At 62.5% G+C, this 25,427-nt stretch carries 25 protein-coding genes; 5 read left to right on the top strand and 20 right to left on the bottom strand.

Annotated elements, in window-relative coordinates:
• Positions 1–34 precede the first annotated feature (34 nt).
• Both QMF81_RS01880 and QMF81_RS01875 read left to right on the top strand, forming a co-directional pair.
• A complete protein-coding gene (locus QMF81_RS01880; RefSeq protein WP_281751493.1) occupies positions 35–1,207 on the top strand; it encodes an HDOD domain-containing protein in 1,173 nt (390 codons plus the stop codon).
• Positions 1,204–1,560 carry an Hpt domain-containing protein gene (locus tag QMF81_RS01875; RefSeq protein ID WP_281751491.1) on the top strand — a complete coding sequence of 119 codons (357 nt, stop codon included), beginning with the start codon at positions 1,204–1,206 and terminating at the stop codon, positions 1,558–1,560. The genes QMF81_RS01880 and QMF81_RS01875 overlap by 4 nt, the downstream gene beginning before the upstream one ends.
• Positions 1,561–1,611: 51 nt before the next feature.
• On the opposite strand, the gene QMF81_RS01870 is transcribed toward QMF81_RS01875, so the two are convergent.
• The 3 genes from QMF81_RS01870 to QMF81_RS01860 are packed head-to-tail and all read right to left on the bottom strand — an operon-like array spanning position 1,612 to position 3,138.
• Positions 1,612–2,610, bottom strand: a complete 999-nt coding sequence (locus QMF81_RS01870) for a hypothetical protein (protein ID WP_281751490.1) — start codon at positions 2,608–2,610, stop codon at positions 1,612–1,614.
• Positions 2,610–2,966: a DMT family protein gene (locus QMF81_RS01865; RefSeq protein ID WP_281751488.1), complete on the bottom strand. Its 357-nt coding sequence runs from the start codon at positions 2,964–2,966 to the stop codon at positions 2,610–2,612. The genes QMF81_RS01870 and QMF81_RS01865 overlap by 1 nt, the downstream gene beginning before the upstream one ends.
• Before the next feature lie 34 nt (positions 2,967–3,000).
• Positions 3,001–3,138 carry a hypothetical protein gene (locus tag QMF81_RS01860; protein ID WP_281751486.1) on the bottom strand — a complete coding sequence of 46 codons (138 nt, stop codon included), beginning with the start codon at positions 3,136–3,138 and terminating at the stop codon, positions 3,001–3,003.
• Between QMF81_RS01860 and ald the strand changes: the two genes are divergently transcribed.
• On the top strand, positions 3,131–4,246 hold the full coding sequence (gene ald / locus QMF81_RS01855) for an alanine dehydrogenase (protein ID WP_281751484.1): 1,116 nt from the start codon (positions 3,131–3,133) through the stop codon (positions 4,244–4,246). The two genes, QMF81_RS01860 and ald, sit on opposite strands and share 8 nt — an antisense overlap.
• Positions 4,247–4,314: 68 nt before the next feature.
• Here ald and QMF81_RS01850 read toward each other — a convergent pair whose 3' ends face one another.
• From QMF81_RS01850 to lepA, 3 genes are read right to left on the bottom strand one after another with little or no spacing between them, the layout of a single operon-like run.
• On the bottom strand, positions 4,315–5,841 hold the full coding sequence (locus tag QMF81_RS01850; RefSeq protein ID WP_281751482.1) for a YifB family Mg chelatase-like AAA ATPase: 1,527 nt from the start codon (positions 5,839–5,841) through the stop codon (positions 4,315–4,317).
• 4 nt (positions 5,842–5,845) lie between these two features.
• Positions 5,846–6,448: a signal peptidase I gene (gene lepB, locus QMF81_RS01845; protein ID WP_281751480.1), complete on the bottom strand. Its 603-nt coding sequence runs from the start codon at positions 6,446–6,448 to the stop codon at positions 5,846–5,848.
• Between the two features lie 41 nt (positions 6,449–6,489).
• On the bottom strand, positions 6,490–8,295 hold the full coding sequence (gene lepA, locus QMF81_RS01840) for a translation elongation factor 4 (RefSeq protein ID WP_281751478.1): 1,806 nt from the start codon (positions 8,293–8,295) through the stop codon (positions 6,490–6,492).
• 140 nt (positions 8,296–8,435) lie between these two features.
• On the opposite strand from lepA, the gene QMF81_RS01835 reads away from it, so the two are divergent.
• Entirely contained in the window at positions 8,436–9,290 is an 855-nt protein-coding gene (locus tag QMF81_RS01835) for a LytTR family DNA-binding domain-containing protein (protein WP_281751476.1), read from the top strand.
• A 29-nt stretch (positions 9,291–9,319) separates the two neighbouring features.
• Complete coding sequence (locus QMF81_RS01830) at positions 9,320–11,179, top strand: acetate--CoA ligase (RefSeq protein WP_281751474.1); 1,860 nt, start codon at positions 9,320–9,322, stop codon at positions 11,177–11,179.
• A 31-nt stretch (positions 11,180–11,210) separates the two neighbouring features.
• Here QMF81_RS01830 and QMF81_RS01825 read toward each other — a convergent pair whose 3' ends face one another.
• From QMF81_RS01825 to QMF81_RS01760, 14 genes are all read right to left on the bottom strand, one after another.
• The gene (locus QMF81_RS01825) at positions 11,211–11,798 is read right to left on the bottom strand and encodes a DJ-1/PfpI family protein (protein WP_281751472.1); all 588 of its coding nucleotides are present in this window, start codon (positions 11,796–11,798) and stop codon (positions 11,211–11,213) included.
• Between the two features lie 156 nt (positions 11,799–11,954).
• Positions 11,955–12,323, bottom strand: coding sequence for a 4Fe-4S binding protein (locus QMF81_RS01820; RefSeq protein ID WP_281751471.1), 369 nt, complete (start codon positions 12,321–12,323; stop codon positions 11,955–11,957).
• A gap of 11 nt (positions 12,324–12,334) precedes the next feature.
• Positions 12,335–13,414, bottom strand: a complete 1,080-nt coding sequence (locus QMF81_RS01815) for a nickel-dependent hydrogenase large subunit (RefSeq protein ID WP_281752903.1) — start codon at positions 13,412–13,414, stop codon at positions 12,335–12,337.
• A complete protein-coding gene (locus QMF81_RS01810; RefSeq protein WP_281751469.1) occupies positions 13,411–13,791 on the bottom strand; it encodes an NADH-quinone oxidoreductase subunit C in 381 nt (126 codons plus the stop codon). The genes QMF81_RS01815 and QMF81_RS01810 overlap by 4 nt, the downstream gene beginning before the upstream one ends.
• A 3-nt stretch (positions 13,792–13,794) precedes the next feature.
• Positions 13,795–14,319: an NADH-quinone oxidoreductase subunit B family protein gene (locus tag QMF81_RS01805; protein WP_281751467.1), complete on the bottom strand. Its 525-nt coding sequence runs from the start codon at positions 14,317–14,319 to the stop codon at positions 13,795–13,797.
• Positions 14,320–14,334: 15 nt separating this feature from the next.
• Positions 14,335–15,195: an NADH-quinone oxidoreductase subunit H gene (locus QMF81_RS01800; RefSeq protein WP_281751465.1), complete on the bottom strand. Its 861-nt coding sequence runs from the start codon at positions 15,193–15,195 to the stop codon at positions 14,335–14,337.
• Between the two features lies 1 nt (position 15,196).
• Positions 15,197–17,122 (bottom strand): proton-conducting transporter membrane subunit, encoded by a 1,926-nt coding sequence (locus QMF81_RS01795; RefSeq protein ID WP_281751463.1) that lies wholly within the window; start codon positions 17,120–17,122, stop codon positions 15,197–15,199.
• A gap of 184 nt (positions 17,123–17,306) precedes the next feature.
• A complete protein-coding gene (locus tag QMF81_RS01790) occupies positions 17,307–18,071 on the bottom strand; it encodes an A24 family peptidase (protein WP_281751462.1) in 765 nt (254 codons plus the stop codon).
• Positions 18,071–19,306 (bottom strand): EAL domain-containing protein, encoded by a 1,236-nt coding sequence (locus QMF81_RS01785; RefSeq protein ID WP_281751461.1) that lies wholly within the window; start codon positions 19,304–19,306, stop codon positions 18,071–18,073. Before QMF81_RS01785 ends, QMF81_RS01790 begins: the two co-directional genes overlap by 1 nt.
• A 46-nt stretch (positions 19,307–19,352) precedes the next feature.
• Positions 19,353–20,405 (bottom strand): N-acetyl-gamma-glutamyl-phosphate reductase, encoded by a 1,053-nt coding sequence (argC, locus tag QMF81_RS01780; protein ID WP_281751460.1) that lies wholly within the window; start codon positions 20,403–20,405, stop codon positions 19,353–19,355.
• Positions 20,406–20,414: 9 nt separating this feature from the next.
• Positions 20,415–20,699 carry a DUF1844 domain-containing protein gene (locus QMF81_RS01775; protein ID WP_281751459.1) on the bottom strand — a complete coding sequence of 95 codons (285 nt, stop codon included), beginning with the start codon at positions 20,697–20,699 and terminating at the stop codon, positions 20,415–20,417.
• Entirely contained in the window at positions 20,696–21,865 is a 1,170-nt protein-coding gene (locus QMF81_RS01770; protein ID WP_281751457.1) for an alanine--glyoxylate aminotransferase family protein, read from the bottom strand. Before QMF81_RS01770 ends, QMF81_RS01775 begins: the two co-directional genes overlap by 4 nt.
• Before the next feature lie 40 nt (positions 21,866–21,905).
• Positions 21,906–24,425: a DNA polymerase I gene (locus tag QMF81_RS01765; RefSeq protein ID WP_281751455.1), complete on the bottom strand. Its 2,520-nt coding sequence runs from the start codon at positions 24,423–24,425 to the stop codon at positions 21,906–21,908.
• Entirely contained in the window at positions 24,416–25,420 is a 1,005-nt protein-coding gene (locus tag QMF81_RS01760) for a phosphoesterase (protein WP_281751453.1), read from the bottom strand. Before QMF81_RS01760 ends, QMF81_RS01765 begins: the two co-directional genes overlap by 10 nt.
• Between the last annotated feature and the right edge of the window lie 7 nt (positions 25,421–25,427).

Here is a 25,427-nt window from a genome sequence, read left to right as displayed (position 1 = left end):
CTAGCACGCGTCCACCTTCGCGCACGTGAGAATTATGGAAATCATCCGTTTTTGCCCAAGTACGCATCTGGAACCCGGCGCCATCTGCGCACAAACCGTGTACACGCCCACGGGCCGCACCATTGCCGCCGGGGAGGCGCTCTGCGCAGCGGACATCGAGGAACTGCGCTTTTTGCCCGGCATCTTCATCCGCCTCACCCTGGACGAGGCCACCCGCGCCAAGGCCATCCCCCTGGCGCTTCGCGCCTACAGCGGCCACGACGTCTGCTCCCCCCTGGGGCAAGCGCTCCTGCAGCTGCGCACCCAGGCCGAGGCCGAGCGCATCCTCCGGGGGCAGCCGCCCCTCGCACCGGCCACGCCCCGGGCCGCCACCCTCGCGCCCCCCAGCCTGCCGCCGGCGCTGGACCTTGCGAGCTTCGAACCACCGGAACTCCCCGTCATCGCCCAACAGCTCCTGGCCGCTCTCGGCACCGATCCCATCGATCCCGCAACCATCGCCCGCATTGTTGGCCAGAGCCCGAGCCTCGCCGGTCGGCTGCTCAAGCTGGTCAACGCCCCGGCCTTCGGCATGCCGCGCCGCGTGGACCGCATCGACCGCGCCGTGATCCTGGTGGGACCGCGCGAGCTCGCGCTCTTGGCCAGCGGCATCCTGCTCATCGAGCACTTCGGTGTCGTGTCCCGCTCCATGGTGGACATGCGCTCCTTTTTCGCCCACAGCATCGCCGTGGCCGCCGCGGCCCGGCATCTGGCCCACCACGCCCAGGCCCAAGCGGCGGAAATCGCCTTTGCTGCAGGACTGCTCCATGACATGGGACGGCTTTTGTGCCTGAGCGCCTTTCCAGAGCGGGCCAAGGTTTGCCTCGAGTGGTGCCGCTCCCACGGCCAAACCGTGCGGGATGTGGAAGCCGCCTTTTTCGGCCACGAGCACGGCGTCCTGGGTGGCCACATCCTGGCGGCCTGGGGCCTGCCCGAGCCCATCGTCCAGGCCGTGGCCGGGCACCACGCGCCCCAGGGCTTTCTGGCGGCGGTGCTCCACCTGGCCGACTGTCTGGCCCACGCTGCGGCCCTGGGCGCCAACGGCGACCCGGTACCGCCCCGAACCCACACCCAGGCCCTGGAGCTCGCCCACCTCAGCCCCGAAACCCTGATGGAAGCCGCCAATGCCGCCCGCAGCAGCACGGACGCCTTCCTTGCGGCCCTCACATGAACAGCCCCCAAACCTACGAAGCATGGCGGGCGCACGTGCGCCGGCACCTCATGGCCGCCTTTCAGGCAAGTCCTGCCAGTGCGGACCACCTCCTGACCGTGGCCGAAGCGACATTGCGGCAGGGGGTGGAGAATCTCTCCCACGCCCTGGACACGAAAAAGGCCCCTGCCTTGGCCAAGACAGGCCACTTCCTCAAGGGCGCCCTCGCCAACATGGGGCTGGAAGCCCTGGCCGACCAGGCGGCCCACATGGAGGCCCTGGCGGCCACGCAGCCAGAAGAGGCCGCCCGCCTGGGAGAAGCACTCCGACACACCCTCGGCGCCCTGCTTCCCAAGACTGACGAAACAGCCTGAAAGACATTCCCGACCGCTTCGCGCCATGCCCTGGGCCGGTATCTCCCAAGATTACTGCGGCGGCAGGTTCACCATGAGCGTGCGCTCGAGCCAGCCCTGGTCGCGCAGATAGCGGAAAATGGCGGTCTCGCCACGCAGGATGAGCTCCCGACCCGGGCCTTCCCACACCACCAAGACCGGCACGCCGTCAAAGCCCTTGGTCTTGAAGTAGGAGCGGGCGTTGCGCACCGTCTGGCGCAAAGCTTCCGGCACCGCCACGGGCGCTGGGTGCTCGACGCTTTCCTCGCGCAGCACCGCCACAAAGGGGTTTTCCTGCTTCTCGGCCAAGGCCTTTTGCACCGCCACCATGCGGAAGAAATCCTCTTCCCGGCCATCCAGGGCGGCCAAGTACCAGGCATCGGTGAGGTGTTCGAGGTTGATGGCCAGGTTGGCGAGCACCTTGGAACAATGGCCGCAGTGGAAACTGAAGAAGAGCACGTGCCGCCGGGCCGTGGCGTTTTGGGTGTCTCCCCAGGAGACGAACACCGTGTCCTGCAAGACCGGGGGCTGCACCTGAAAATCGAGCACCGCGCTGCCTGCAAAGCCGCCACTCCATGCCGCAAGCCCCAAGACCAGCACCCCGATGCTGCGCCGCACCCACGCCGTGGCCGCGACGGTGAGCCCGAGCAGGCCGCCGGTGATGGCGCAGATGAGGCAAAACTCCCGCAAGGCCACGAATTGGAAGCCCAGAAGCGTGCCGTCAAAGGCCAGTGCCCCGGCCACGAGCAGCCCAAAGCCGCCCCAGATCCAGGCCTTGGGGTAGCGGCCGGCGAAAAAGGCCACCAGCCACAAGAGCCAAAAAAAGGCCGCACCGAGCTTGAGCAGGTTGCCTTCGCCAAAGCGGATGTACTCGCCCACCACGGCGCAGCCGGTGGTGGTGCATAGCGAAGTATGGCGCACGGCCTGCATCCACACTTCCAAGGACAAAAACGCCGCTGCGGCAAAGGTCACCCCCAAAAGCGCAAGCTGCGCCAACGGCGGCAGCCGAAACCGGCTCCACAGCGCCATCATCAGGCTCCAAACATCTTTTTGCGGAAGACGAAAAAGGCGGCCCCAAGGATGCACAGCCCTGCCCACACATAGTCCATGCTCGGCTTCTCCTTGAGGTACACAATGGAGAAGGGGATGAAGACCGACAGGGCAATGCATTCCTGCAGGATCTTGAGCTGCCCCACGTTCATGACCTCGTGGCCGATGCGGTTGGCCGGCACCTGGAGCAGATACTCCAAGAGGGCGATCCCCCAGCTCACCAACGCGGCGATGACCCAGGGCGTTCCGGAAAGGTTGCGCAGATGGCCATACCAGGCAAAGGTCATGAATATATTGCTCAAACACAAAAGACCAACGGTCATGAGATACGGGCGCATCGTCCTTCCTCCTTGGCGCTGCCCACTCTGGGCGTCAGAAGGGCGCTTTAGACATGACGCGGTAAAAGGCAAGGGGTAAGAGCGCGGCCCACACCTTCCGCTTGAACCCGAAGCCTTTTTGCGGCACCGAGGTTTCGCCCATATCCCAACCAAGGAGAATCTCCATGATCATTGGCGTGCTCAAAGAGATCAAGGTGCATGAAAACCGCGTCAGTATGACCCCTGCGGGAGTGGAGATGGCCGTAGCCCGGGGGCATACGGTGGTGGTGGAAGCAAACGCAGGCGTGGGCAGCGGCTTTGACGACGCGGCCTACACGGCCGCAGGCGCCCGCATCCTGCCTCGGCCCCAAGACGTGTTCGCCGAGGCCGAGCTCATCCTCCACGTCAAGGAGCCGCAGCCATCGGAATACGACCTCATCCAGCCCCACCACACGGTCTTCACCTACTTCCACTTCGCCGCCGACGCCGGCCTGACTGCAGCCATCCGCACAAGCGGTTGCGTGGCCCTGGCGTACGAGACCGTGCGCGGCAAGGACGGCGGGCTGCCGCTGCTCACCCCCATGAGCGAAGTGGCCGGCCGCATGGCGGTGCAGGAGGCGGCCAAATACAACGAGCGCACCCATGGCGGCCGGGGCATCCTCCTTGGCGGAGTGACCGGCGTGGCCCCGGCCACGGTGCTCATCATCGGCGGCGGCATCGTGGGCACCAACGCCGCCATGATGGCCGCAGGCCTGGGCGCGCGGGTGCTCATCCTGGACACCAACCTGGAGCGGCTGCGCTATCTTTCCGAAATCATGCCGAAAAACGTCACACCCCTCATGAGCTCGCCCGCGACCATCCGCGAACTCTCCCGCGAGGCCGACGCCATCATCGGCGCCGTGCTCGTGGCTGGGGCCAAGGCGCCCAAGCTCATCACCCGGGAGATGCTGCGCGACCTCAAGCCCGGATGCGTGCTCGTGGACGTGGCCATCGACCAGGGCGGCTGCTTCGAGACCTCGCGCCCCACCACCCACGCGGACCCCATCTTCGAGGTGGACGGCATCATCCACTACTGCGTGGCCAACATGCCCGGGGCCGTGCCCATCACCTCCACCATGGCGCTCACCAACGCCACCCTGCCGTATGTATTGGCCATCGCCGGCAAGGGCTGGAAGCGGGCCTGCCAGGAGGACCCTGGACTGGCCGCAGGCCTCAACATGGTGGCCGGCCGCATCACCCATCCTGGAGTGGCGGAGGCCTTCGGCCTGCCCCTGACCCCCATGGACGAGGTCCTCGCCTAAACCTCCCCGGCGGCTTCGGCCGCCGGGATTGTTTCATGTGAAACAATCCCGGCACGCAAACGGAGCTACTATCCGCGGTCCAGGGTGCGCAGATTGATGGCCTCGGCCAGGTGCGGCACGGCGACGCGCTCGGCGCCGGCAAGATCGGCGATGGTGCGGGCGATGCGCAGCACCCGGGTGTAGGCCCGGGCGGAGAGCCCAAGGCGCGCCACCGCCGCCTCCAGGAAACGGTGTTCGGCCGCGCCCAGGGCGCAGAAGCGCTCGAGCCACTGGCCCGAGAGATCGGCATTGGAGTGCAGGGCAAGGCCTGCGTAGCGCTCGGCCTGGATGGCCCGGGCCGCGGCGATCTGGGCACGCATGGCGGCCGAATCCAGCCCCTGGCCTTGGCCTGCCAAATCGCCGTACGGCACCGCCGGCACCTCCACATGCAGGTCGATGCGATCGAGAAGCGGCCCCGAGAGACGGCTGCGGTAGCGCTGCACCTGCAGCGGCGTGCACGTGCAGGCATGGCGCGGGTCCCCCAAGTAGCCGCACGGACACGGATTCATGGCCGCCACGAGCATGACGTCCGCAGGAAACTCCACGGACACGGCGGCCCGGGAGATGGTCACCCGGCCGTCCTCCAGGGGCTGGCGCAGCACCTCCAGGACGTGCTTCTTGAATTCCGGCAGCTCATCCAAAAAGAGTACGCCCCGATGCGCCAAGGAGACCTCCCCCGGCCGGGGGATCTGGCCGCCGCCGATGAGCCCGGCGTCGGACACGGTGTGGTGCGGGGCGCGGAAGGGCCGATGCACCACCAGGGCCTGCCCCGGCTCCAACCGGCCAGCCACGGAGTAGACGGCCGTCACCTCCAGGGCCTCGTCAAAGGTGAGCGGCGGCAGCACCGATGGGATGCGCTGGGCGAGCATGGTCTTGCCGCTGCCCGGCGGCCCGAGAAAGAGGAGATTGTGATTGCCCGCGCAGGCCACCACCACCGCCCGCTTGGCGTGGTCTTGGCCTTTGACCTCGGCAAAGTCCACGGGAAACGACCGGCTGGTCTCCCACAACGAGGCGAGGTCCGCAGCTTGCGGCGCCTGGGTGCGCTCCCCGGTGAGGAGCCCCACCACCTCGGCCAGAGAGCCACAGCCAAAGACCGGGATCTCCTGCGCCACCGCGGCCTCGGCGGCGCTCTCCTGCGGCACCACCAAGGCCCGGGCCCCTTCCCGGCGCGCGCGCAGGGCGAGGGGTAAAATCCCGGGGACCGGCTTGAGGGTCCCGTCCAGGGAGAGCTCTCCGGCGCACCACACCCCCGAGAGGGACTCGTGCGGCAGCATTTCCGCCCCAGCCACCAGCGCCAGGGCCAAGGGGAGATCGTAGGCGGAACCGTCCTTGCGCAGGGCGGCCGGGGCCATGTTCACGGTGATGCGCGCCGGCGGCAGACGGAACCCGGAGTTGCGCAACGCGGCGAACACCCGTTCCTTGGCCTCGCGCACCGCGCCTTCGGCCAGGCCCACCAAGGTGAAGGAGGGCATCCCGGAACGGGAAAAATCCACCTCCACCCGCACCGTATGGGCCTCGATACCCACCAGCGCTGCCGTGGTCACCTGGGCGATCACACGCTCACTCCACCAAACGGCCGATGCGCTCCCAGCGGATGGAGGTCAATCCCTCCCAGGACCAATAGAGGATCCAGGCCTTGCCCTCGATGGCGGCGCGGTCCACAAACCCCCAAAACCGCGAATCGTAGGATTCGTCGCGGTTGTCCCCCATGACGAAGTACTTGCCTTGGGGCACGGTCACGGGGCCGAAATTGTCGCGCTTGGGCACATTGGTCCGGGGGTCGGTGTGCTGCACGTAGGGCTCGTGAAGCAGCTCGCCGTTGCGGTACACCTGTTTGTCCCGCACCTCGATAACATCTCCAGGAACACCGATCACCCGTTTGATGAAATCCTTGGAAGGATCTTCCGGGAATTCGAAGACGATGATGTCCCCGTGTTTGGGGCCGTCGAATTGGGTGATGAAGGCGTGGGTAAATGGGACTTTGATGCCATAGAGGAATTTATTGACCAGGAGATGATCGCCGATCTGCAGGGTCTGGAGCATGGATCCCGAAGGGATCTTGAATGCCTGCACGACGAACGAGCGGATCACGAAGGCGAGGAGGAGTGCAATGAGCAATGCCTCCACATATTCTTTGAGCAATGTTTGCCAACGAGGGTTCATGATACATCCCGAATTGATGAGGAGATACAGAGAGTGGCAGCCTACTCGTCCCCGGGTTGCAGGGCGGCCAAAAAGGCCTCCTGGGGGATTTCCACGCTGCCCATGCGTTTCATACGTTTTTTGCCTTCTTTTTGCTTTTCCAGGAGCTTGCGCTTGCGGGTGATGTCACCGCCATAGCATTTGGCCGTGACGTCCTTGCGCAAGGGCGCCACCCGCTCGCGGGCGATGATCTTGGCGCCGATGGCCGCCTGGATGACGATCTCGAAGAGCTGCCGGTGGATGACCCGCTTGAGCTTGAGGGCGAGGGCCCGGCCCCGGTAGGGCGCGGCCTGCCGGTGCACGATGACGGACATGGCGTCCACCGGCTCGCCATTGATGAGGATGTCGAGCTTCACCAGGTCCGAAGGCCGGAAGTCCAAGAACTCGTAGTCCAAGGAGGCAAAGCCCCGGGTCACGGACTTGAGGCGGTCGAAGAAGTCATAGACGATTTCCGCAAAAGGGATCTCATAGGTGAGCACCACGCGGGTGGAGGTCAGATAGCGCATGTCCTTCTGGATACCGCGCTTTTCCTCGCACAGGCCCATGACATTGCCCACGAACTCCCCCGGCACATGGATCTCCATGCGTACATACGGCTCGGCAATGGCGGCGATCTTCTCCTGCGGGGGAAGTTTGCTCGGATTGTCGATGTCGAGCACCGTACCGTCCGTGCGGGTTACCCGGTAGATCACCGACGGGGCGGTGGCGATGAGCTTGGCCTGGAATTCCCGCTCCAGACGCTCCTGGATCACGTCCATGTGGAGCAGCCCCAAAAACCCGCAGCGGAAGCCAAAGCCCAGGGCCTGCGAGGTCTCGGGCTCGAAGGTCAAGGCCGCGTCGTTGAGCTGGAGCTTCTCCAGGGCGGACTTCAAGGTGTCGTACTCCGCCGGCTCCACCGGATACAGACCGCAGAAGACCATGGGTTTGACCGCCTTGAAGCCGGGAAAGGGCTTTTCCGCGGGCCGGGCCGGATCGATGATGGTGTCCCCCACCGGCGCGTCCCGCAAGGCCTTGATGGAGGCGCACAAGAAGCCCACCTCGCCGGCGGCCAAGGAGGCGATGTCCACGGCCTCGGGCGAGAACACGCCCAGCTTGGTGACCTCGAACTCCTTGCCCGTGGACCACATGCGGATACGCTGCCCCAGGGAGATGCGACCGTCGAGCACACGAAAGAGCACCACCACGCCCTGGTAGGAGTCGTACCACGAATCGAAGATGAGCGCCCGCAAGGGGGCCTCCGTGTCCCCGCTGGGCGGCGGCACCTGGGCGATGATCCGCTCCAAGAGGGCGTCCACCCCCTCGCCGGTCTTGGCGGAAACCTTGAGGATGTCCGTGCAGTCCAGGCCGATGACCTCTTCGATCTCCGCCGCCACCCGGTCGGGCTCGGCGCTGGGCAGATCGATCTTGTTGAGCACGGGAATGACCTCGAGGTCATGGTCCAAGGCCAGGTACACGTTGGCCAAGGTCTGGGCCTCCACCCCTTGGGAGGCGTCCACCACCAAGAGCGCCCCATCGCAGGCCGCCAGGCTCCGGGAGACTTCGTAGGAGAAGTCCACATGGCCCGGGGTGTCGATGAGGTTCAAGGTGTAGGAGCGGCCATCCCGGGCGGTGTAGGGGATGCGCACGGTCTGGGCCTTGATGGTGATGCCGCGCTCCTGCTCCAGTTCCATGCGGTCCAGGTATTGGTCCTTTTTCTGGCGCTCGTCGATGAGGCGGGTGAGCTCCAAGATGCGGTCCGCCAGCGTGGACTTGCCGTGGTCGATATGCGCGATGATACTGAAGTTGCGGATGTTTTCTTGACGTGCCATGAGCGGGCTTCGGTCCTCCCCGGAAAACGTGAAAGGCGTTTCTAAAGCATCCCTGTCTGGTTGTCCATGCACTGCCCCCTTGAAGACTCCGGCCATTGCGGGTAGCAAAGGGTGTCCACTGTTCCCAATACCCTGACGCCATGAGCCACCTCAAAGCCCTCATCGTCCATTCCGATGCCCAATTGCGCGGCCACCTCCGGGAACTCCTTGATCCGGTGAAGGAAGTTCTCGTCCTGGGCGAGGCGGTGACCTCCTTCGAGGCCATGGGACTGCTCGCGTACGTGCCCTATGACGTCCTCTTTTTGGGCATGGAACTCCCCCATGGAGTAAGCGGCATGGACCTGGCGCGGCATTTGAGCGGCCGGCCTCCTGCGGTGGTCTTTCTCGCGGAAAGCGAAGAACATGCCTTCGAGGCCTTTGAGCTCGGTGCCGTGGACTATCTTTTGCGGCCGCTGACCGCCACGCGCTTTGCCCGCACCATAGAGCGGCTGCGCGCCCTGGCCCCCATCCCCCCCACCGTGGCCCCGGCCATGCCGCCAGGCCGGCCAGCGCGGGCCACCAGCGAAGAGACCGTGCAAATCGCCCTCGCCGAAGAGGAAGAAGACCTTTTGGTCAATGCCCTGCGCCAGGCCTGGGACCCGGCCCAAGTCCGGCCTCCGGAGATCGAAAAATTACCCGTGAACCAAGACGGCCGCCACATCCTCATCCCCTATACGCAGATCGTCTATGTAGAGGCGTCGGAAGATTATAGTTTCGTGCACACGGCCACCGAGCGCTACCTCACCTCCTACCGCCTCAAAAATCTCGAAGCGCGCCTGGGTCCCCACGGCTTTTGCCGGGTGCACCGCAAATACCTCGTCAATCTCGACATGGTGACCGAGATCGCCTCCATGCCTGGCGGCAATTTCCTCCTGCGCACCGCAGGCCGCAAGCGCATCGAACTTCCCGTAAGCCGCCGCCGGGTGGGCGAGCTCAAAAAGATTCTTCAATTTTAGCCAATCATGGCCAATGGCAGGAGCCCCCTATGATCGTCCCCTCCCACGCTGAACGGGTCTTTCGGCCTCTCCCGCAGCTCGTCATCGAGGCCAATGTCAACCCTCACCAACTCTCCCGAGCCCACGCCGCCGCTGCCCAAGACCCATTGGCGTACTGGGAAGAAGCGGCCCAGGAACTGGAATGGTTCCGCAAGTGGGACACGGTCCTCGATATGACTGCGCCCTCTCCCCGCTGGTTTGTGGGGGCGCAGACCAATATCGTCCACAACTGCCTGGACCGGCACATCGCCACCGGGACGAAGAACAAGCTCGCCCTCATTTGGGAAGGCGAAGCCGGAGACACCCGCAAATACACCTACTACGAGGTGTACCGCGAGGTGAACAAACTGGCCAATGCCCTGCGCTCCCTGGGGCTGCGCAAGGGCGACCGCGTACTCCTCTTCCTGCCGCTGCTTCCCCAAACCGCCTTTGCCATGCTCGCCACGGCCAAGATCGGCGCGGTGCACTGCGCCGTATTTCCGGGGTTTTCCGCCAAGGCCCTGCGCAGCCGTATCCAGGAACTGCGGCCGCGCATCGTCATCACCGCCGACGGCTTCTATCGGGGCGGCCGCCTCGTTCCCCTCAAAGGCATGGTGGACGAAGCCTTGGAAACCGGATGCGATTTCGTGGAAGGGGTCATCGTGGTGCGCCGGGCGGGTTTGGACACCCCCATGAGCGAGTCCCGCGACCTGGACTACGACGCCGTGGTGCGCCGGGAGCGCTGGGAAGCCGCCACCGAAGTCATGCAGCATGACGATCCGCTCTTCATCCTCTCCACCTCGGAAGATAGTGGCCGACGCAAGGCCGTGGTCCATGGACATGCAGGCTACATGGTGGCCCTGGCGCGCACACTCTTGTGGCTCTTCGACATCAAGCCCACGGACATCTTTTGGTGCACCAGCGACATGGCCTGGATCACCGGACACAGCTACGTGCTCTACGGTCCCATGCTCGCCGGCACCACCACGGTCATGTACGAGGGGCACCCCCTCTATCCCCAGGCAGACCGCATGTGGGACATCGTGGACCGTTACGGGGTCACCATCCTCTACACCGCGCCCACCATCATCCGCATGCTCATGCGCTACGGCGACCAGTACCCGGCCATGCACGACCTCTCCACCCTGCGGCTGCTGGCCTCTGCCGGCGAAGCCCTCGGGGTGGAGGCATGGCTGTGGCTCTACAAAAATGTCGGCCACTCCCGCTGCCCACTGCTGGACACCTGGTGGCAGACCGAGACCGGCTGCTGCATGATCTCCCCCTTCCCGGTGTCGGTCCTCAAGCCCGGCTCCGTGCATCGCCCCCTTCCCGGCATCAGCGCAGACATCGTCGATGCCCAAGGGGCGAGCGTGCCCAGCGGCGTCGTGGGCCGCCTTGTCATTACCCGTCCCTGGCCGTCCATGCCCCTGGAGTGCGTCCACGAAGCCGGCGAAGCCCCGTCCGCCTGGCAGCATGGACAATTTGATACCGGCGATCTGGCGGTGCGCGACGAAGACGGCCTCATCCACATCCACGGACGGGCGGATGCGGTGCTCAATATCGCCGGCCACCGCTTAAGCTGCGCCGAGATCGAGCTCGCGCTTACAACCCACAAGGCGGTGGCCGCGGCTGCGGTCATCGGCGTGCCGGACCGCATCAAAGGCGAGGTGGCCAAGGCGTTCGTGGTCCTCACCCCGGAATTTGCCGCCCTGGAGGATCCCGGCGAGATCATCCGCCTGCTCCGCCAGCATGTACGCAAAGAAATCGGGCCCGTGGCGGTACTGCGCTCGGTGGTCTTCGTGGAGGCCATCCCGCGCACCGACAACGGTGCTCCCGACCGCGCCGCTCTCAAGGCCCAAGAAAACGAATAAAAAGGGGGGCAGCCGCCCCCCGGTTTAATCCCTACGCCTCGATTCGGGTCCCCAAAAGTTCCACAAAGGCCCGCATCCATTGCGGATGGGCCGGCCACGCGGGAGCCGTCACCAGCCAACCATCCACCACCGCATTGGTGAAGGTTGCGTTGACCTCCGCCCACGTGGCGCCTGCAGCCTCCAGGTCCGGACGGACCGCGGGGTAGGCCGTGCACTGGCAGCCCTGCACCACACCCGCAGCCACGAGCACCTGCTGGCCGTGGCAAATGGAGGCCACCGGTTTCTTGGCAGCAGCAAAGTGACGCACGATCTCCAAAACCCGCGGATTGAGGCGGATGTACTCCGGGGCCCGACCGCCAGGGATCACCAAGCCGTCATAGTCTTCCGGGCGCACTTCGTCGAACGTCGCGGTGAGCGTAAAGTTGTGTCCAGGCTTTTCCGTGTAGGTCTGATCCCCCTCGAAGTCGTGCACCGCCGTGCGCACCTGCTCGCCCGCCTTTTTCCCAGGACAGACGGCGTGGACCTCGTGCCCCACCATGAGCAGCATCTGAAACGGAACCATGACCTCGTAATCTTCCACGAAATCACCCACGAGCATCAAAACCTTCTTGGCAGCCATAACACCTCCTCAACAATAGAAAATACATGGAAACGTGCCCCACGTATGTAGGCGAAGCGCAGTCCGGACGGCAAGAACTTCTTCGCGGGATCTTCCAAACCAAAAGCATTGGGGCCGCAAGCGCGGCCCCAACACAAACATCCATCCGGGATGGCATTATTTTTCTGCTGTCTTCTTTTTCTTCTCCGGACCTTTCACCTGCACCATCCGGTTCATGACCTTCTCTGCTGTAGGCTTACGGTACGGGCTTTCCATATAGAGGCAATTGACCGGACAGTTCTCCACGCAAATCCCACAGTACACACAGGCATATGGATCTACCTGCCAGGTTTTGGCGTCTTTATCTACTGTGATGCACTGGGAAGGACATTTCTTCTGGCACATGCCGCAGAGGATGCACTCTTCGATATTGTTGAAGAGATTTCCCCGCACATTGGGAAACGGCTCACGGGTCTGGAAGGGATAGAGCCGTGTATGCGCCTTGGAGAAAAAGTTCTCAATGATGGTTCGTGTCATGTCGAACATGGTATCCTCCTTTAGCGCTCCGTGCAGCTGATGCACGGGTCGATAGACAAAGCCACCACCGGCACGTCGGCCATCTCGATGCCCGGGAGCATGGCCAGAAGGGGCGGCACATTGGCAAATGTGGGGGTGCGGATGCGCACCCGCTCCAAGAACTTGGAGCCATTTCCCTTGACGTAGTACATGAGCTCACCGCGGGGCTGCTCCGAGCGGCAGACGATCTCGCCTTCCGGCTTGGCGGCCTTGACCTTCACACTGATCTCGCCGTCCGGGAGTTTGTTGATGAGCTGGCGCACGATGTCGATGGCCTGGTAGAGCTCCCGGAAGCGCACCATCGTACGGGCCCACGAGTCGCCGTCCGTCTCCACCACCGGCTCGAAGTCCACGTACTTGTAGGCCCCGTAACCGGTCATGCGCACGTCCTGGGCAACGCCCGAGCCGCGCAGCGTGGGGCCCACGGCACCCAGTTCGTAAGCCTGCTCCTTGGTGAGCACGCCCACGCCCACGGTGCGTTTCTTCACCGTGTAGTCGTTGGTGAGCACGGGTTTGATCTTGTCGAGCTCGGCTTCCAGCTCGTCGATGACCTGACGGATCCAGCGGATCTGGTCCGCCGACAGGTCGCGGCGCACGCCACCCACCTTATTGACCGAGATGATGACGCGGTTGCCCGCCGTGGCCTCCATGACGTCCATGACCCGTTCGCGGATGCGCCAGCAATGCATGAACAGGCTCTCCATGCCAAAGGCGTCCGCCAAAAGGCCCAGCCACAAGAGGTGCGAATGCATGCGGTGCAGTTCCGACCAGATGATGCGCAGGAATTCAGCGCGCTGGGGCACCTCGATGCCCAAAAGGCCCTCCACGCACATGCAGTAGGTGTGGGCATGGATGCAGCTGCAGATGCCGCATACCCGCTCCACCACCTGCACCATCTGGTCCATGTCTTTCAAAGACACCAAGGTCTCCAGCCCCCGATGCACGTAGCCGAGCATGGGGATGGCCTCGGTGACGATCTCGTCCTTCAGGGTAATCTTGAGATGGAGCGGTTCCGGCAGAACCGGATGCTGCGGTCCAAAAGGAATGATGGTGGACATCAGTTGCCCTCCTTGGGAGCTTGGGATTCCTGTACGGACACCTTGCAGAAGGGATAGCGCTTGACTTCCTCTTCCAGATAGAAATGACCGCCAAAATCCAGCACCAGACCATCGAAGGAGATCCCAAAATGGTCCTTGGTTTCGTTTTCAATGCATAGGGCCGCAAAATAAATTCCCGAAATGCTCGGCACCGTATCGCCTTTGAGCACCGTGATGCGCAGATGCGTCATCTGCAGATCGCGGTCGAAATGATACAGGAGATCGAAGCCGTCTCCCAAATCCACGCAACTCATGGTGACGAAACGGTACCCTTGCGCCTTGAGGGATTTCACTTCAGCAAGAAGCTGGTTTTTCGCGATATTCTTGGTTTCCAAGGCCATGGCTTACTCCACCACCTGACGGTCTTCACGGTTTGCATAGAATTCCCGAGCCTTGTGCAGCTCCTCGGCCAAGGCGTCGGTATCCTTGGTGCTGCGGCGCTCTTTGAGCTTCCCCAGGGCCAGGACCACGCCATCGATGATGGCTTCCGGCTTGGCCGGACAGCCCGGCACGTACACGTCCACCGGGATGACCTTGTCCACGCCGCCAACCACATTGTAGGCCTCGCGGAAAATACCGCCGGAAGTGCCGCAAGCGCCGATGGCGATCACAACCCGGGGCTCAGGCATCTGATCGTAGACATTGCGCAGGGCCTTGGCATTGCGATGATTGACCGTTCCTGACACCACAAGGATGTCCGCATGCTTGGGGTTTCCAATGTTGAGGATGCCAAAGCGCTCCACATCATAGAGGGGAGTCAGACACGCCAGAATTTCAATGTCGCAACCGTTGCAGCTTCCGCAATCGAAATGCACGATCCACGGAGACTTGACGCGCGAGGTTTCTACCAAATTTTTGAAGAATCCCATACCAGTCTCCTGTTCCTAGAAGCTCTTGGCGTAAAGGAGCGCCATGTTGAAGAGAGACAACGTAATCCCCACGGCCCACACGTAGGTGAGCATCCATTTCCACGTCATGCGCGGGGTGATATTGTCGATGGCGATCTCCGCCAGGTACGTAATCCCCAGGAGCATGATCATTCCAATGGCACTGGTGCTCCAAAAGAGGCTGCAGATGGCCAAAATGAGGATGATGTCATACCAATGGGCGATTTCCAAAATGGCCAGGTACGGTCCCGAATACTCGGTAAGCACACCGCGAACGATCTCCTGATGCCCATGGTGGCAGGCGGAGATATCAAAAGGCGATTTGCGCAGCTTGATGGTCAAGGCGAAGGTGAGCACCAAATAGAGCAACGGCAGCATGAGGAAGATGGGCCGCTCATAAGCCAGGATGTCGCTGATCTTAAAGCTCCCGGTCACGAAGTAGATGCCCACGAACACGATGACCAAGAGCGGCTCGTAGGTGAGCATCTGGATGAGCTCACGCTGCGCCCCGATCTGAGAATACGGCGACGGCGTGGACAGTGCGCCCACCACCATGAACACCGCACCGATGGTCATGACAAAGAAGATCATGAGCAGGTCGCCCTGGATGACGAACAGGGCCAAGGAGAGCATGGAGGCGATGAGGTAGATGTGGGCGCAGAAGATCTGCCACGTATTCACCGCCTGGCGGTCTTTGCCCAGCAATTTGAAGACATCGTAGAAAGGCTGCAAGATGGGCGGGCCAAAACGCCCCTGGCACCAGGCCGTGAGCCGACGATCGAGCCCTGCCAGCAAACCGCCCACGATGGGGGCAAGGATCAAAGCAACAATCACGAAAATGATGGTTTTCGCTTCCATCTTAGAGTACCCCCGTCAGCAAGATGATGAGGATCCCCGTAGAGACCAGGTTGATCCATCCAGTAATGCGCCCCTCACCAATCCATTGATCCATATAGTAGTTGGATGTGGTGAAATCCGACCACTGCCCCAGCGGACCTTTGAATCCGATGCGACGCGGATCAGTCGGATCTTGCAAACCAGCAACGTACGGAACGCTATAGGAGCGCTGGCTCACCCGTTTTTTGGACGAGGCACGAGCCGCCCAGACGACGCCCAAGACCATGACCAAAAAGATGGGGAACACGGCAAACATGCCGATGTTGTTGATGAAGACGCCCTGTGCGGCAATGTACAGATCCGTCGAGTAGAAACGCTCCAAAACCGGCAGTACCATGGAAGAGTACAGGCCCGGGGCCACAAAGCTCACCACCACGGCAGCCGAAGCCAGGATGAGCAGCGGCATCCGCACCAGCGGGGACTGCTCTTCCGCCGCCTGTCCTTCACCCATGACCGAAGTCATGATGAGCCCCAGCCAGCGGCCCCAGAAGACCATGGTGAAGGCCGAGCCAATGGCGAGCATGAGCACCACCAACGGCAGCTGCGCCGAGGCCTCCACCGCCATCCACTTGGAAAGCAGGGCGCCGAAGGGCGGCAGGAACATGGTCACGATACCCACCACCACGATCATCGCGGTCTTGGGCATGATGCGGATGAGTCCGCGCATGTCTTCGATGTCGCGGCTGCCGATCTTTTGCTCGATGGTGCCCACGCACAAGAACATCAGACCCTTGGAGATGGCGTGAAAGACGATGAGCAAAATGGCTGCCGCCATGGCCGCCGGGGTGTTGATGCCGGCACAGGCGATGATCATGCCGAGGTTGCTGATGGTGGAGTAGGCCAGGATCTTTTTCCCATTGCTCTGGGAGATGGCGAGCAAGGCCGTGGTCAGGAAGGTGAAGGCCCCAAAGAGGGCCACATAGTGGCTGAATACCGTGCCGGCAAAGGCCGGGGCCAGACGGATGACCAGGTACACCCCTGCCTTCACCATAGTGCTCGAATGGAGCAAGGCCGAGACCGGAGTGGGGGCCACCATGGCGCCGCACAGCCAGCTTTGGAAGGGGACCTGCGCAGACTTGGTAAAGCCCGCAAAGCACATGAGCCCAATGGGGAGCAGGGCCACGGCCGCCACGCCCGGGGTGGCGATGAGTTCCTGCAGATACAAGGGCATGCCTTTGGCGCGCAGCACCACCAAGGCCAGTACGAAGGCCACGCCGCCAAGCATGTTCATCCACAGGGCGCGGGTAGCGTTGGTCACGGCCACTTCCGTGCCGTCATGCTTGATGAGCATGAAGGAGCACAAGGTGGTCACTTCCCAGAAGAAATAGAGCCACAACAGGTTGTTGGCGAACACGAGCCCATTCATGGCCCCCAAAAAGAGCACCATGAAAAAGAAAAACCGCCCCTGGCGGGATTTTTCCAGATGCAAATGGTGCTCGTGCTCATCCATGTAGGAAAGCCCATAAATACAAATGAGCGATCCGATGATGGAGATGACGAGACACATGATCATGGAAAGCTGATCGCCGTAGAGGCTTGGACCTGCCGCCTCACCACCATGCAAGAAGAGCTCAAGAAACGCCAGGGGAACAATCTGCAATACAGTAAGCGTTGCAATGAGTTTGTTCTTGAGCTGGTAGCTGATTCCAAGGATCACGAAGAGCAAGGCAAAATCGAGAAACGCAATGAGTCCATCCACCGGAATACCGAAAAGTGTTTCCGGAGTCAGGGAAAATGCCTGTCCTTGCACCAATAGCAGTGATGCCAGGGATACGGCCACACCAGTGCCAATGACCAGTATGGAACGTAGGGGCTTACTGTCGATCAGACATCCTAATGCCGCGAGAAACGGCAGCACGATGCTGACCCACATCATCTGAGAAACCATACAACCTCCTTGAAAAAAACGTCCAACAGCCACATCTATGGTCAACCGGAACAACCCGGTTCCCTCCATGCCGGGGCCACGGGAGGTCATCCGCCACCAAGGACGGATTTTTTGGTGGCAAAGGCCGCTAGCCAAGGAATAATCTTTCGTCAAGGAAGGTTAGCGGAAAATCCGTCTTGGTTATCTAACCAAGACCCCAAGAGGAGACCCATTCTCCCGCCACCAGCACCAGCCAGGCGCCGGCGCACAGGAACGGTCCAAAAGGAATGGCGGTGGCAAGCCCCTGAGAGCGAGGAGTACGGGCAATGCACAGGGCAAAGGTCGCCAGTGCCAAAAGTGAGGCGCAGAGTATGGTCAGGGGGAGTTGGGTCGCCCCGGTCAAGGCCCCCAAGCCGATCATGAGCTTGACGTCCCCCAGGCCCAGGCCCTCCACATGGCGCAGGCGGGCATATCCTTCCCGTACCGCCCACAACAGCCCTGCTCCCAAAACCGCCCCGAGCAGGGTGTCCATCCAGGACACCGGTACCCACAAGGGATGGATGAGGCCCAATGCCGCCAAAGGATAGGTAAAGACATCCGGCAGGAGATAGGTCTCCCAATCGATGGCCCCGGCCACGAGAAAGATACCCGTGGCCACAAGGTACACGAAAAACGCCGGACTCAGGCCAAAACGCAAGGCCAAGATCATGGCCGCGGCCCCGGAGAGGGCCTCGAGGATGGGATAGCGCCAGGGGATCGGGGCAGCGCAGGCGCGGCAGCGGCCGCGTTGGATCAGAAACGAGAAGAGCGGAATATTCTCCCAGGGCCGCAAGCGGTGGCCACAGGCCGGACAATGGGATCCTGGCCACAACAGGGAGCCGCCGGAAAGATACCGATGCACGCACACCGTGTAAAAGCTCCCCAGACACAGCCCGAAAATCAAAGCAACCCAAGGGAAGGCCGCTTCCATCACTCCCCGGCCCCCAACATGGCATCGGTCCAGGCCATGGCCTCATGATAGGCGGCGCCCACCTGGGCAAGCGGCAACCCCAAGGCCTCGGCCTGAACGCGCACTCCCGGCCAGTGACAGCGATCCAGTTCCTGCGCCAGGAGAAGCCACGGGGCGTGCGGGTTTGCGGGATCCACCAAGATGGCCTGCACCGCAGGGTCAAGGGGCAGCTCCGCAAGCACCGCCTCCATGGGCTGATCCAAGATGCCATCGAGCAAGGAGAAGAAACCCAACAAGAACATGGCATCGGGGCTCAAAGGGGCTTTACCGGCTTCCGCCAAAATCTGGAAGAAGCGCGCGCGGATCACGGAGAGGCGGACCAATTCCTGGGCCCTGGGGGCGGCATTCATGTCGGCCAGCAGGGTCACCTGCAGCCATTGCTGGAGGTTCTTGCGCCCGAGCATGGAGGCGGCCCGCTGGATGGATTCCACCTTTTTCACCAAGGCGAAACGCACGGAATTGATGTAGCGCAGCAAGCGGTACGAAAGCGAGACGTCCGCTTCCAAGATCCGCACCAGCTGCTCCAGGTCCGCCCCGTGGGAGAGCTCATGCAGCAGGCGGATGCGGCTTGCTTGACTGGCGGTGAGTTTGCGGCCTTCGACGATCTCCGGCTTACGGAAAAAATACCCCTGAAAATAGACGAACCCCAGGCGCTTACACACCTCGAACATCTCCCGGGTCTCGACCTTTTCCGCCAGCAGGGTGATGTTATAGCGGCGCAGACCTTTGACGATGGCCGTGACGCTCTCCGGCGTCTGCATCAGGATATCCACCTTGACGATATCCGCCAAGGCGCACAGCGGCTCAAAGCCGCTGTGCCCGATGAAGTCGTCCAGGGCCAAGGTATAGCCCGCTTCCTTGAGGCGGCCACAGGCGGCCAAGATCTCCGGCTCCGGGGTCACGGTCTCCAGGATCTCCACGATGGCCCGGTTCGCCGGCAGCACGTAGGGCGCGTCCCCCACAAGCAAATTGCGGGGAAAATTGATCAACACCCGGGCCTCTGCAGGGACGTTTTCCGTGGCCACGGCAAACCCATCGGCAATCACTTGAAGCGTGGCCTGATCCGCATCCGTGATCACCGCCTGGCTCAAATCGGTTTTGCTGCGAAAAAGGAGCTCGTATCCCCAGACCCTCTGATCCGCAGTAAATATGGGCTGCCGGGCCACCACGATGGTTTCGTAGTACGATTCACTCATGATACTTCTCCGCGGAAATCCTCCTGGGTGCGGAAGTCCACAGCGCCTACGGCACCAGCGGCGCTCGGGACAGGCCCGCGTCCTCGGGAAAGCCAAGCATCACATTGGCATTGACCAAGGCCTGGCCAGAGGCCCCTCGGCACAAGTTGTCGATACACGACACCACGATGAGCCGCCGGGTGCGCTCGTCCACCACCACAGCGATATCGCAAAAGTTGGTGCCCCGCACCCAGCGGGTCTCCGGCAACACCCCTGGCGGCAAAAACCGCACCCAGGGCTTGCCGGAGGCAAAGGCAGCGTACACCTCCCGCACGCGGGCCTCATCCACATGGGGCCGCAGCCGACCATAGCAGGTGGCGAGGATCCCCCGGTCCATGGGCACCAAATGGGGGTTGAACGAGACGGTGATGCCCTTGCCCGCGGCACGGGAAAGCTCCTGCTCGATTTCCGGGGTATGGCGATGGCGGCCGAGGTTGTACGCCCGGAAACTGTCGTGCACCTCACAAAAGAGGGTGGCCACGTTGGCCTTGCGGCCCGCGCCCGAGGCCCCGGATTTGGCGTCGATGATCAAGTCCTCCGGTTCCACCAGCCCCGCCGCCACGGCCGGATACAAGGCGAGGATGCTCGCCGTGGGGTAGCAGCCCGGATTGGCCACCAGGCGCGCCCTGGCCACGGCCTGGCCGTAGAGCTCGGGCAGGCCGTATACGGCTTCGGGCACCAGTTCCGGACAGGCATGCTCGGTGGCGTACCACGAACGGTAGGTATCCACATCCCGCAGCCGGAAATCCGCACTGAGGTCCACCACCCGGCAGCCCGCGGCCACGAGCTCCCTGGCCGCATGCATGGCCGTGCCATGGGGAACCGCCAAAAAGACCACGTCGCAGGCCGCGGCCAAGGCGGCGTAATCCGGAGACTGCACCGGGACCTCGGCCATGGTGGTGCCATACAGATAGGGATAGAGGTCTCCCAAGCGCTTGCCTGCCTCAGCCCGAGAGGTGGCGGCCACGAGCTCCATGCCTGGGTGATGGAGTACCAAGCGGCACAACTCCATGCCCGTATATCCGGTCACTCCCACCAAACCTACGCGTTTGCGTTCCATGCCTCCCTCCTATCCTGCCCGCTGCACATACTTGAGCCGCAGCTCATAGAGCAGATCCATGAGCAGCCGATTTTCCGAATCCGTCAAATTCCCTTTGGTTTTGCATTGCAGCATACACAGAATATCGATGGTCTGTTTGGCGGCGATCAAATCGGTACGGATCGCACCGCTTTCCGGTTCCGGGACTTCGCCAAGGTGCACCAGGGCCGTCGAGGCCATGGAGAGCACAAAGGTGGAAAAATCCACTTGCGGAAGTTCCTTGCACACGCACGAAAGGTCTTCTTGGGTGCTCATAGCGCCTCCTCGGGCAGTCCTGCCTGCAGGGCGGCTTCGTACGCCGCTATGGCATCCTCCAAGTACGATCGGGCTGCGCTGAAGCCACCGGCCTCCATGAGGCCCTGACGCAAGGCGTAAAGCCCGGCCAGAAGATCGCCGAAATCCACATGCCCCATATGGCCAAGGCGCACAATCCTCCCTTTGAGCGGGCCTTGCCCGCCAGCCATGACCACGCCCCGCTTGGCCGCGGACTTCAGCACCCGGCCCCCGTCCACCCCAGCAGGCAGGCGCACGGCGGTGAGCCCCCAAGTGAAATGCGTCTTGGCCAAGGGTTCCAGACCCAGGCTCAGCGCCCCCTGCCGCGCCATGCAGGTCAGCGCCCATTGCTTGCGAAAGACCTGCTCCATGCCCGCTTCTTCAAAGAGTGCAAGGCTGACGGCCAGGCCCCGCAAGAGATTCACCGGCGAGGTAAAGAGGGTCTGGCCCTGCCGGGACTTGGCACGTTCGGCAAGCAGGTTGAAATAGAAATGCCGCGGCCCCAAGGACTCCGCCTTGGCCCAGGCGCGCTCGGAAAGGGCCACCAAGGCCAGACCCGGCGGCAGCATGAGGCCTTTTTGCGATCCGGTGAGCAGGGCGTCGATCCCCCAGGCGTCCATGGGACACGGAGAAACCCCGACCGCAGAGATGCCGTCCGCCACCAAGAGCACCGGACGCTGCCGGGTGATGGCGGCAAGTTCGCGCACGGGATGGAGCACTCCGGTGGACGTCTCGGAGACCTGCACCAGCACCCCCGCAATGCTCGGGTCCGCATCCAGGAGCGCACGCAGCTCCTGCGGGTCCACAGCCGTGCCCCAGGGCACGGCAAGCACCGTCACCACAAGCCCCAAGCTCTCGGCGATCTCCCGCCAGCGCTCGCCGAATTTTCCGCCTTCCACCACCACGACCTTTTCCCCCGGGGCAAAGAGGCTTGCGGCCGCCGCCACCATCGCCCCGGTGCCGGAGCACGAAAGGGGCAACACCGGCTGGGCCGTGCCAAAGAGCCGCATGAGGCGCGGTTGGAGCTCGTGCATGAGCTCCACGAAAGCGGCCTTGCGATGATGGATCATATCCTGGGCCAAAGCCAAACGCACGGCTTCGGGCAGCGGAGTGGGGCCTGGGGTCAGGAGTCGCAATTTATGTTCCATTGGTGTCGCAATCCTTGGGTTTATCGAATCTGCACAAATCCTATCCATGGGCAGCGGCCCAGTCCGGACCAATGCCGAAATCCACCACCAGGGGGACCTGCAAGGAGACCACGGAAGTCATGATGGCCGCCACCCGCTCGCCCACCGCCTGGGCCGTAGCCGTAGGGGCCTCCAGGACGAGTTCATCGTGCACCTGCAAAAGCAGCGCGCCCCCCAGCTGGCGCACCGTGGCATCCTCCTCCACCTGGAGCATGGCCATTTTGATGATGTCCGCCGCCGATCCCTGCACCACGGTGTTGATGGCCATACGCCGGGCGGCCTGAAGGACCGCGGGATTTGCCGAGGTCATACCTGGAAGCAGCCGACGCCGTCCCGCCAAGGTGAGCACATACCCCTGGCGCCGGGCGGACTCTTCCACCATCGAATAAAACTCCCGCACTCCACCCAATTTTTCGAAGTAGCGCGCGATAAAGGCCTTGGCTTCCTTCTGGGAAATCCCGAGCTCGCGGGCCAGTTTGGCCGGACCCATGCCGTAGAGCAACCCAAAATTGATGGTCTTGGCGCGGCGCCGTTCTTCTTTGCCGACTTCCTCTGGCGAAAGATCGAAAAGCAGGCTGGCGGTACGCGTATGGATGTCTTCTCCCTTTGCAAAGGCCGCGGTAAGCGCAGGGTCCGCGCTCAAGTGGGCGAGCACGCGCAATTCGATTTGCGAATAGTCCGCAGCGATGAGCGCCTTCCCCGGCGGGGCCACGAAGCAGGCCCGCACCGGGGCGCCCAGCGGCCCACGGATGGGGATGTTCTGGAGGTTGGGGTCGCTGCTGGAAAGGCGACCGGTGGCCGTGGCCAGGTGGTTGAAGGTGGTGTGGATGCGGCCTGTGGCGTCGGCAGCGGCCGGAAGCGGCACGAGATAGGTGGAGCGCAGCTTCTCGAGCATGCGAAACTCCAAGACCATCTCCACCACAGGGTGGGCATGGCGGATCGCCTCCAGGGCCTCCACCGCCGTGGAGCGCGCCCCGCCTGCGGTCTTGCGCGGCGCAGGCAGCCCCAATTGGTCGTAGAGCACATAAGCGAGCTGTTGGTTGGATCGGATGTTGAACTGCGTTCCAGAAGCAGCATAGATGCGCTGGGTCAAATCCTCCAAGCGGGCCTCTACCTGCTCCAGCAACCTCGCACACCGCGCCCCGTCCAAGGCAATGCCGCGCGCCTCCATGGCCACGAGCACCCGCACCAGCGGCAGCTCCAACCGCAAGTACAGATCCACGAGCCCCGCAGCCGCAAGGCGCTCACGCAGCACTTCCCCGGCCTGGGCCACGGCGCGGGCGCCGGCAGCAGCAGTGTCCCCCAAAAATTGCCCTGCCAAGCGCGGCCAGGAATAGTCCCGGGCTTCGGGATCGAGGAGATAGGCCATGAGTTCCACGTCCCATACCGCGGCCCACGCATCCATCTCCCATCCTGCCCGGCGCAGCTCCTTGGAGGAAACCACGGTGCCCATGACCCGCTCCAAGGCGCCTCGCGGCGGCGGACCAGGTACACGCCACAAGTGCTCTCCTGCGGCAAGCTCCGTCACGTCGTCTTCAATCCAAAAGGCAACCGCCTGACCGGAAAGGTCCGGCAGATCCTCCCACGAAGCCAGTCGCCCTGCCATCGGTGCAGGGCGCTGCCGCGGCGCAGAGGAGCTATCCACAAATTCCTCCAGTTCGGCTTCCAGGGAGCGAAAGCCAAAGCGCTGCACCAAGGCGGCCACCGCCTTCGGGTCCATGGGCCGTCGCGCCAAATCTTCCCAGGTGATCTCCGGGACACAGTCCGTGCGCAGGGTGGTGAGCTCCCGATAGACGAACACGTCCTCCACATGGGGTACGAGCAATTGCTGCTCCTTGGGCGGCAGTTGGTGGAGGTTGGCGCACAAGGACTCCAGATCCGGAAACTGGCGCAGCCAGCGGGCCGCGGTCTTGGGCCCCACCCGGGGCACCCCGGGGATGTTGTCCACACTATCGCCGGTGAGCGCCTGAAAATCCGGCCACTGCGCCGCCGTAACGCCATAGGTGGTCTGCACGTCCGCGGCCTGCAGGATCCGTTCGCCCCGACCCGCAGGGTCCCACAGCACCACCGATGGCCCAAGACACTGGCACAAATCCTTATCCGCACCCACCAAGACCACCCCGTGGGCGGCAAACCGCGCCGCCAAACTGGCAAGCACGTCATCGGCCTCGCAGCCATCTTGGGAGAGCACCGGGATGCCTAGGTGCGCCACCGCCTCGCGAATGGCAGGGATCTGCAGGGCCAAATCTTCGGCCATGGAGGGTCTGCCGGCCTTGTAGTCCGCAAAGCGCGCATGCCGAAAGGTGGGGCCGCGGCCTTCCATGACAAAGGCGAGATGGGTGGGGGCCTCTTCGCGCAGGATCTTCAAAAGGATGCGCAGGACGAAAAACAGGGCGCTGGTGGGAAAGCCATCCGGGGCGCGAAAATCCGGATAGGCATGAAAGCCGCGATGGATGAAGGCGTGGCCATCCACCAAAAAGAGCGGCGGGGTACTCCACCCCAAAGAGGCGGCTACCGGCATGGACCATCCTCTTTGCGTTTCCAGGCACACGCCTGCAAGCGGTCCCATACAAATTGGCTCACATGCTGGTCACTGACATTGGCCAAGGGGATCTCCGCCCGGGCCATGGTGCGGTGCCCGCCTGCAGAACCAAATTCACCAAAGAGGCGCTGGGCATATTTGCCCATATCCTGACGCAATCCATCGCCACGAAAGACAACAATCAATCGATCTTGAAAAATACCGCTGACAATAGTTGCAGAAACCCCATGGACCCGAAGGAAAAAATCCGCGAGAATAACCAAAATATCGCTGGATTCTACTTTGCCCATGAAGATGAATATGGCTTTTCCAAAAACACGTATTTTACGGAATGCTTGGGCAAAATAGGTGAGCCACTCCAATTTGAATTCCGAACGGATAATTTTATGGAGTAGTGGACGATGGTAAAATTTCGCAAGATACCGGAATGCCCGCATATCGATATCATGGAAATCGCGCTCAAAGCTTTGTGTATCGGTCTTGATCCCGTAGAGCAAAGCAGTGGCTAAGAGCTTTCCCGGTCGGATATCGAGATTATAGAGATATTCGGTCATGATCGTGGAATTAGCGCCGTATTCGGAAACGATTTCCACAAAATCCGCTTGCACCGGCACATCGGCTGCTTTGGGGTGATGGTCGATGACCAAAGAAAAAGGGATCTCCGCGAGCTGGGTATTGTGGTGCGGCTGGGAATCCACCAAGGCGAAACGGTCGTACTGAGCGCGAAGCAGCGGGGTGTATTTCTTGGTAGGGATGCGCAGAAGACGCATCATGGCCAAATTGTCCGGCCGGGAAATCTCGTTCACATGGGCAATGCCTACCTCCCGCACACGGCCGGCCATGATGCGTTTGAGTGCCATGGCCGAGGCCATGGCGTCCGGATCGGCAACGATCACAATGAGCCACCGCTCATTTTTATCCAAGAGATCGAGAAGCTTCTCCAGCTTTGGCCCAAGCTTGCGAAAGTATGCCATACCGGCC

It is taken from the genome of Thermodesulfomicrobium sp. WS, from assembly GCF_027925145.1.
In the GTDB taxonomy this organism is placed as follows: domain Bacteria; phylum Desulfobacterota; class Desulfovibrionia; order Desulfovibrionales; family Desulfomicrobiaceae; genus Thermodesulfomicrobium.
The sequence above is the reverse complement of the archived record's forward strand: the minus strand, read 5'-3'. Positions and strand labels throughout refer to the sequence as shown.

Bases quoted from the DNA above. Each gene is read 5' to 3' on its own strand.
- argC (WP_281751460.1), bottom strand. From the start codon at position 20,405: ATGGAACGCAAACGCGTAGGTTTGGTGGGAGTGACCGGATATACGGGC.
- QMF81_RS01790 (WP_281751462.1), bottom strand. From the start codon at position 18,071: ATGGAAGCGGCCTTCCCTTGGGTTGCTTTGATTTTCGGGCTGTGTCTG.
- QMF81_RS01810 (WP_281751469.1), bottom strand. From the start codon at position 13,791: ATGGCCTTGGAAACCAAGAATATCGCGAAAAACCAGCTTCTTGCTGAA.
- QMF81_RS01805 (WP_281751467.1), bottom strand. From the start codon at position 14,319: ATGGGATTCTTCAAAAATTTGGTAGAAACCTCGCGCGTCAAGTCTCCG.
- QMF81_RS01835 (WP_281751476.1), top strand. From the start codon at position 8,436: ATGAGCCACCTCAAAGCCCTCATCGTCCATTCCGATGCCCAATTGCGC.
- QMF81_RS01870 (WP_281751490.1), bottom strand. From the start codon at position 2,610: ATGATGGCGCTGTGGAGCCGGTTTCGGCTGCCGCCGTTGGCGCAGCTT.
- QMF81_RS01795 (WP_281751463.1), bottom strand. From the start codon at position 17,122: ATGGTTTCTCAGATGATGTGGGTCAGCATCGTGCTGCCGTTTCTCGCG.
- QMF81_RS01765 (WP_281751455.1), bottom strand. From the start codon at position 24,425: ATGCCGGTAGCCGCCTCTTTGGGGTGGAGTACCCCGCCGCTCTTTTTG.
- QMF81_RS01880 (WP_281751493.1), top strand. From the start codon at position 35: ATGGAAATCATCCGTTTTTGCCCAAGTACGCATCTGGAACCCGGCGCC.
- QMF81_RS01825 (WP_281751472.1), bottom strand. From the start codon at position 11,798: ATGGCTGCCAAGAAGGTTTTGATGCTCGTGGGTGATTTCGTGGAAGAT.
- QMF81_RS01860 (WP_281751486.1), bottom strand. From the start codon at position 3,138: ATGATCATGGAGATTCTCCTTGGTTGGGATATGGGCGAAACCTCGGTG.
- QMF81_RS01820 (WP_281751471.1), bottom strand. From the start codon at position 12,323: ATGTTCGACATGACACGAACCATCATTGAGAACTTTTTCTCCAAGGCG.
- QMF81_RS01775 (WP_281751459.1), bottom strand. From the start codon at position 20,699: ATGAGCACCCAAGAAGACCTTTCGTGCGTGTGCAAGGAACTTCCGCAA.
- QMF81_RS01875 (WP_281751491.1), top strand. From the start codon at position 1,204: ATGAACAGCCCCCAAACCTACGAAGCATGGCGGGCGCACGTGCGCCGG.
- QMF81_RS01830 (WP_281751474.1), top strand. From the start codon at position 9,320: ATGATCGTCCCCTCCCACGCTGAACGGGTCTTTCGGCCTCTCCCGCAG.
- QMF81_RS01770 (WP_281751457.1), bottom strand. From the start codon at position 21,865: ATGGAACATAAATTGCGACTCCTGACCCCAGGCCCCACTCCGCTGCCC.
- QMF81_RS01800 (WP_281751465.1), bottom strand. From the start codon at position 15,195: ATGGAAGCGAAAACCATCATTTTCGTGATTGTTGCTTTGATCCTTGCC.
- QMF81_RS01760 (WP_281751453.1), bottom strand. From the start codon at position 25,420: ATGGCATACTTTCGCAAGCTTGGGCCAAAGCTGGAGAAGCTTCTCGAT.
- lepA (WP_281751478.1), bottom strand. From the start codon at position 8,295: ATGGCACGTCAAGAAAACATCCGCAACTTCAGTATCATCGCGCATATC.
- ald (WP_281751484.1), top strand. From the start codon at position 3,131: ATGATCATTGGCGTGCTCAAAGAGATCAAGGTGCATGAAAACCGCGTC.
- QMF81_RS01865 (WP_281751488.1), bottom strand. From the start codon at position 2,966: ATGCGCCCGTATCTCATGACCGTTGGTCTTTTGTGTTTGAGCAATATA.
- QMF81_RS01785 (WP_281751461.1), bottom strand. From the start codon at position 19,306: ATGAGTGAATCGTACTACGAAACCATCGTGGTGGCCCGGCAGCCCATA.
- lepB (WP_281751480.1), bottom strand. From the start codon at position 6,448: ATGAACCCTCGTTGGCAAACATTGCTCAAAGAATATGTGGAGGCATTG.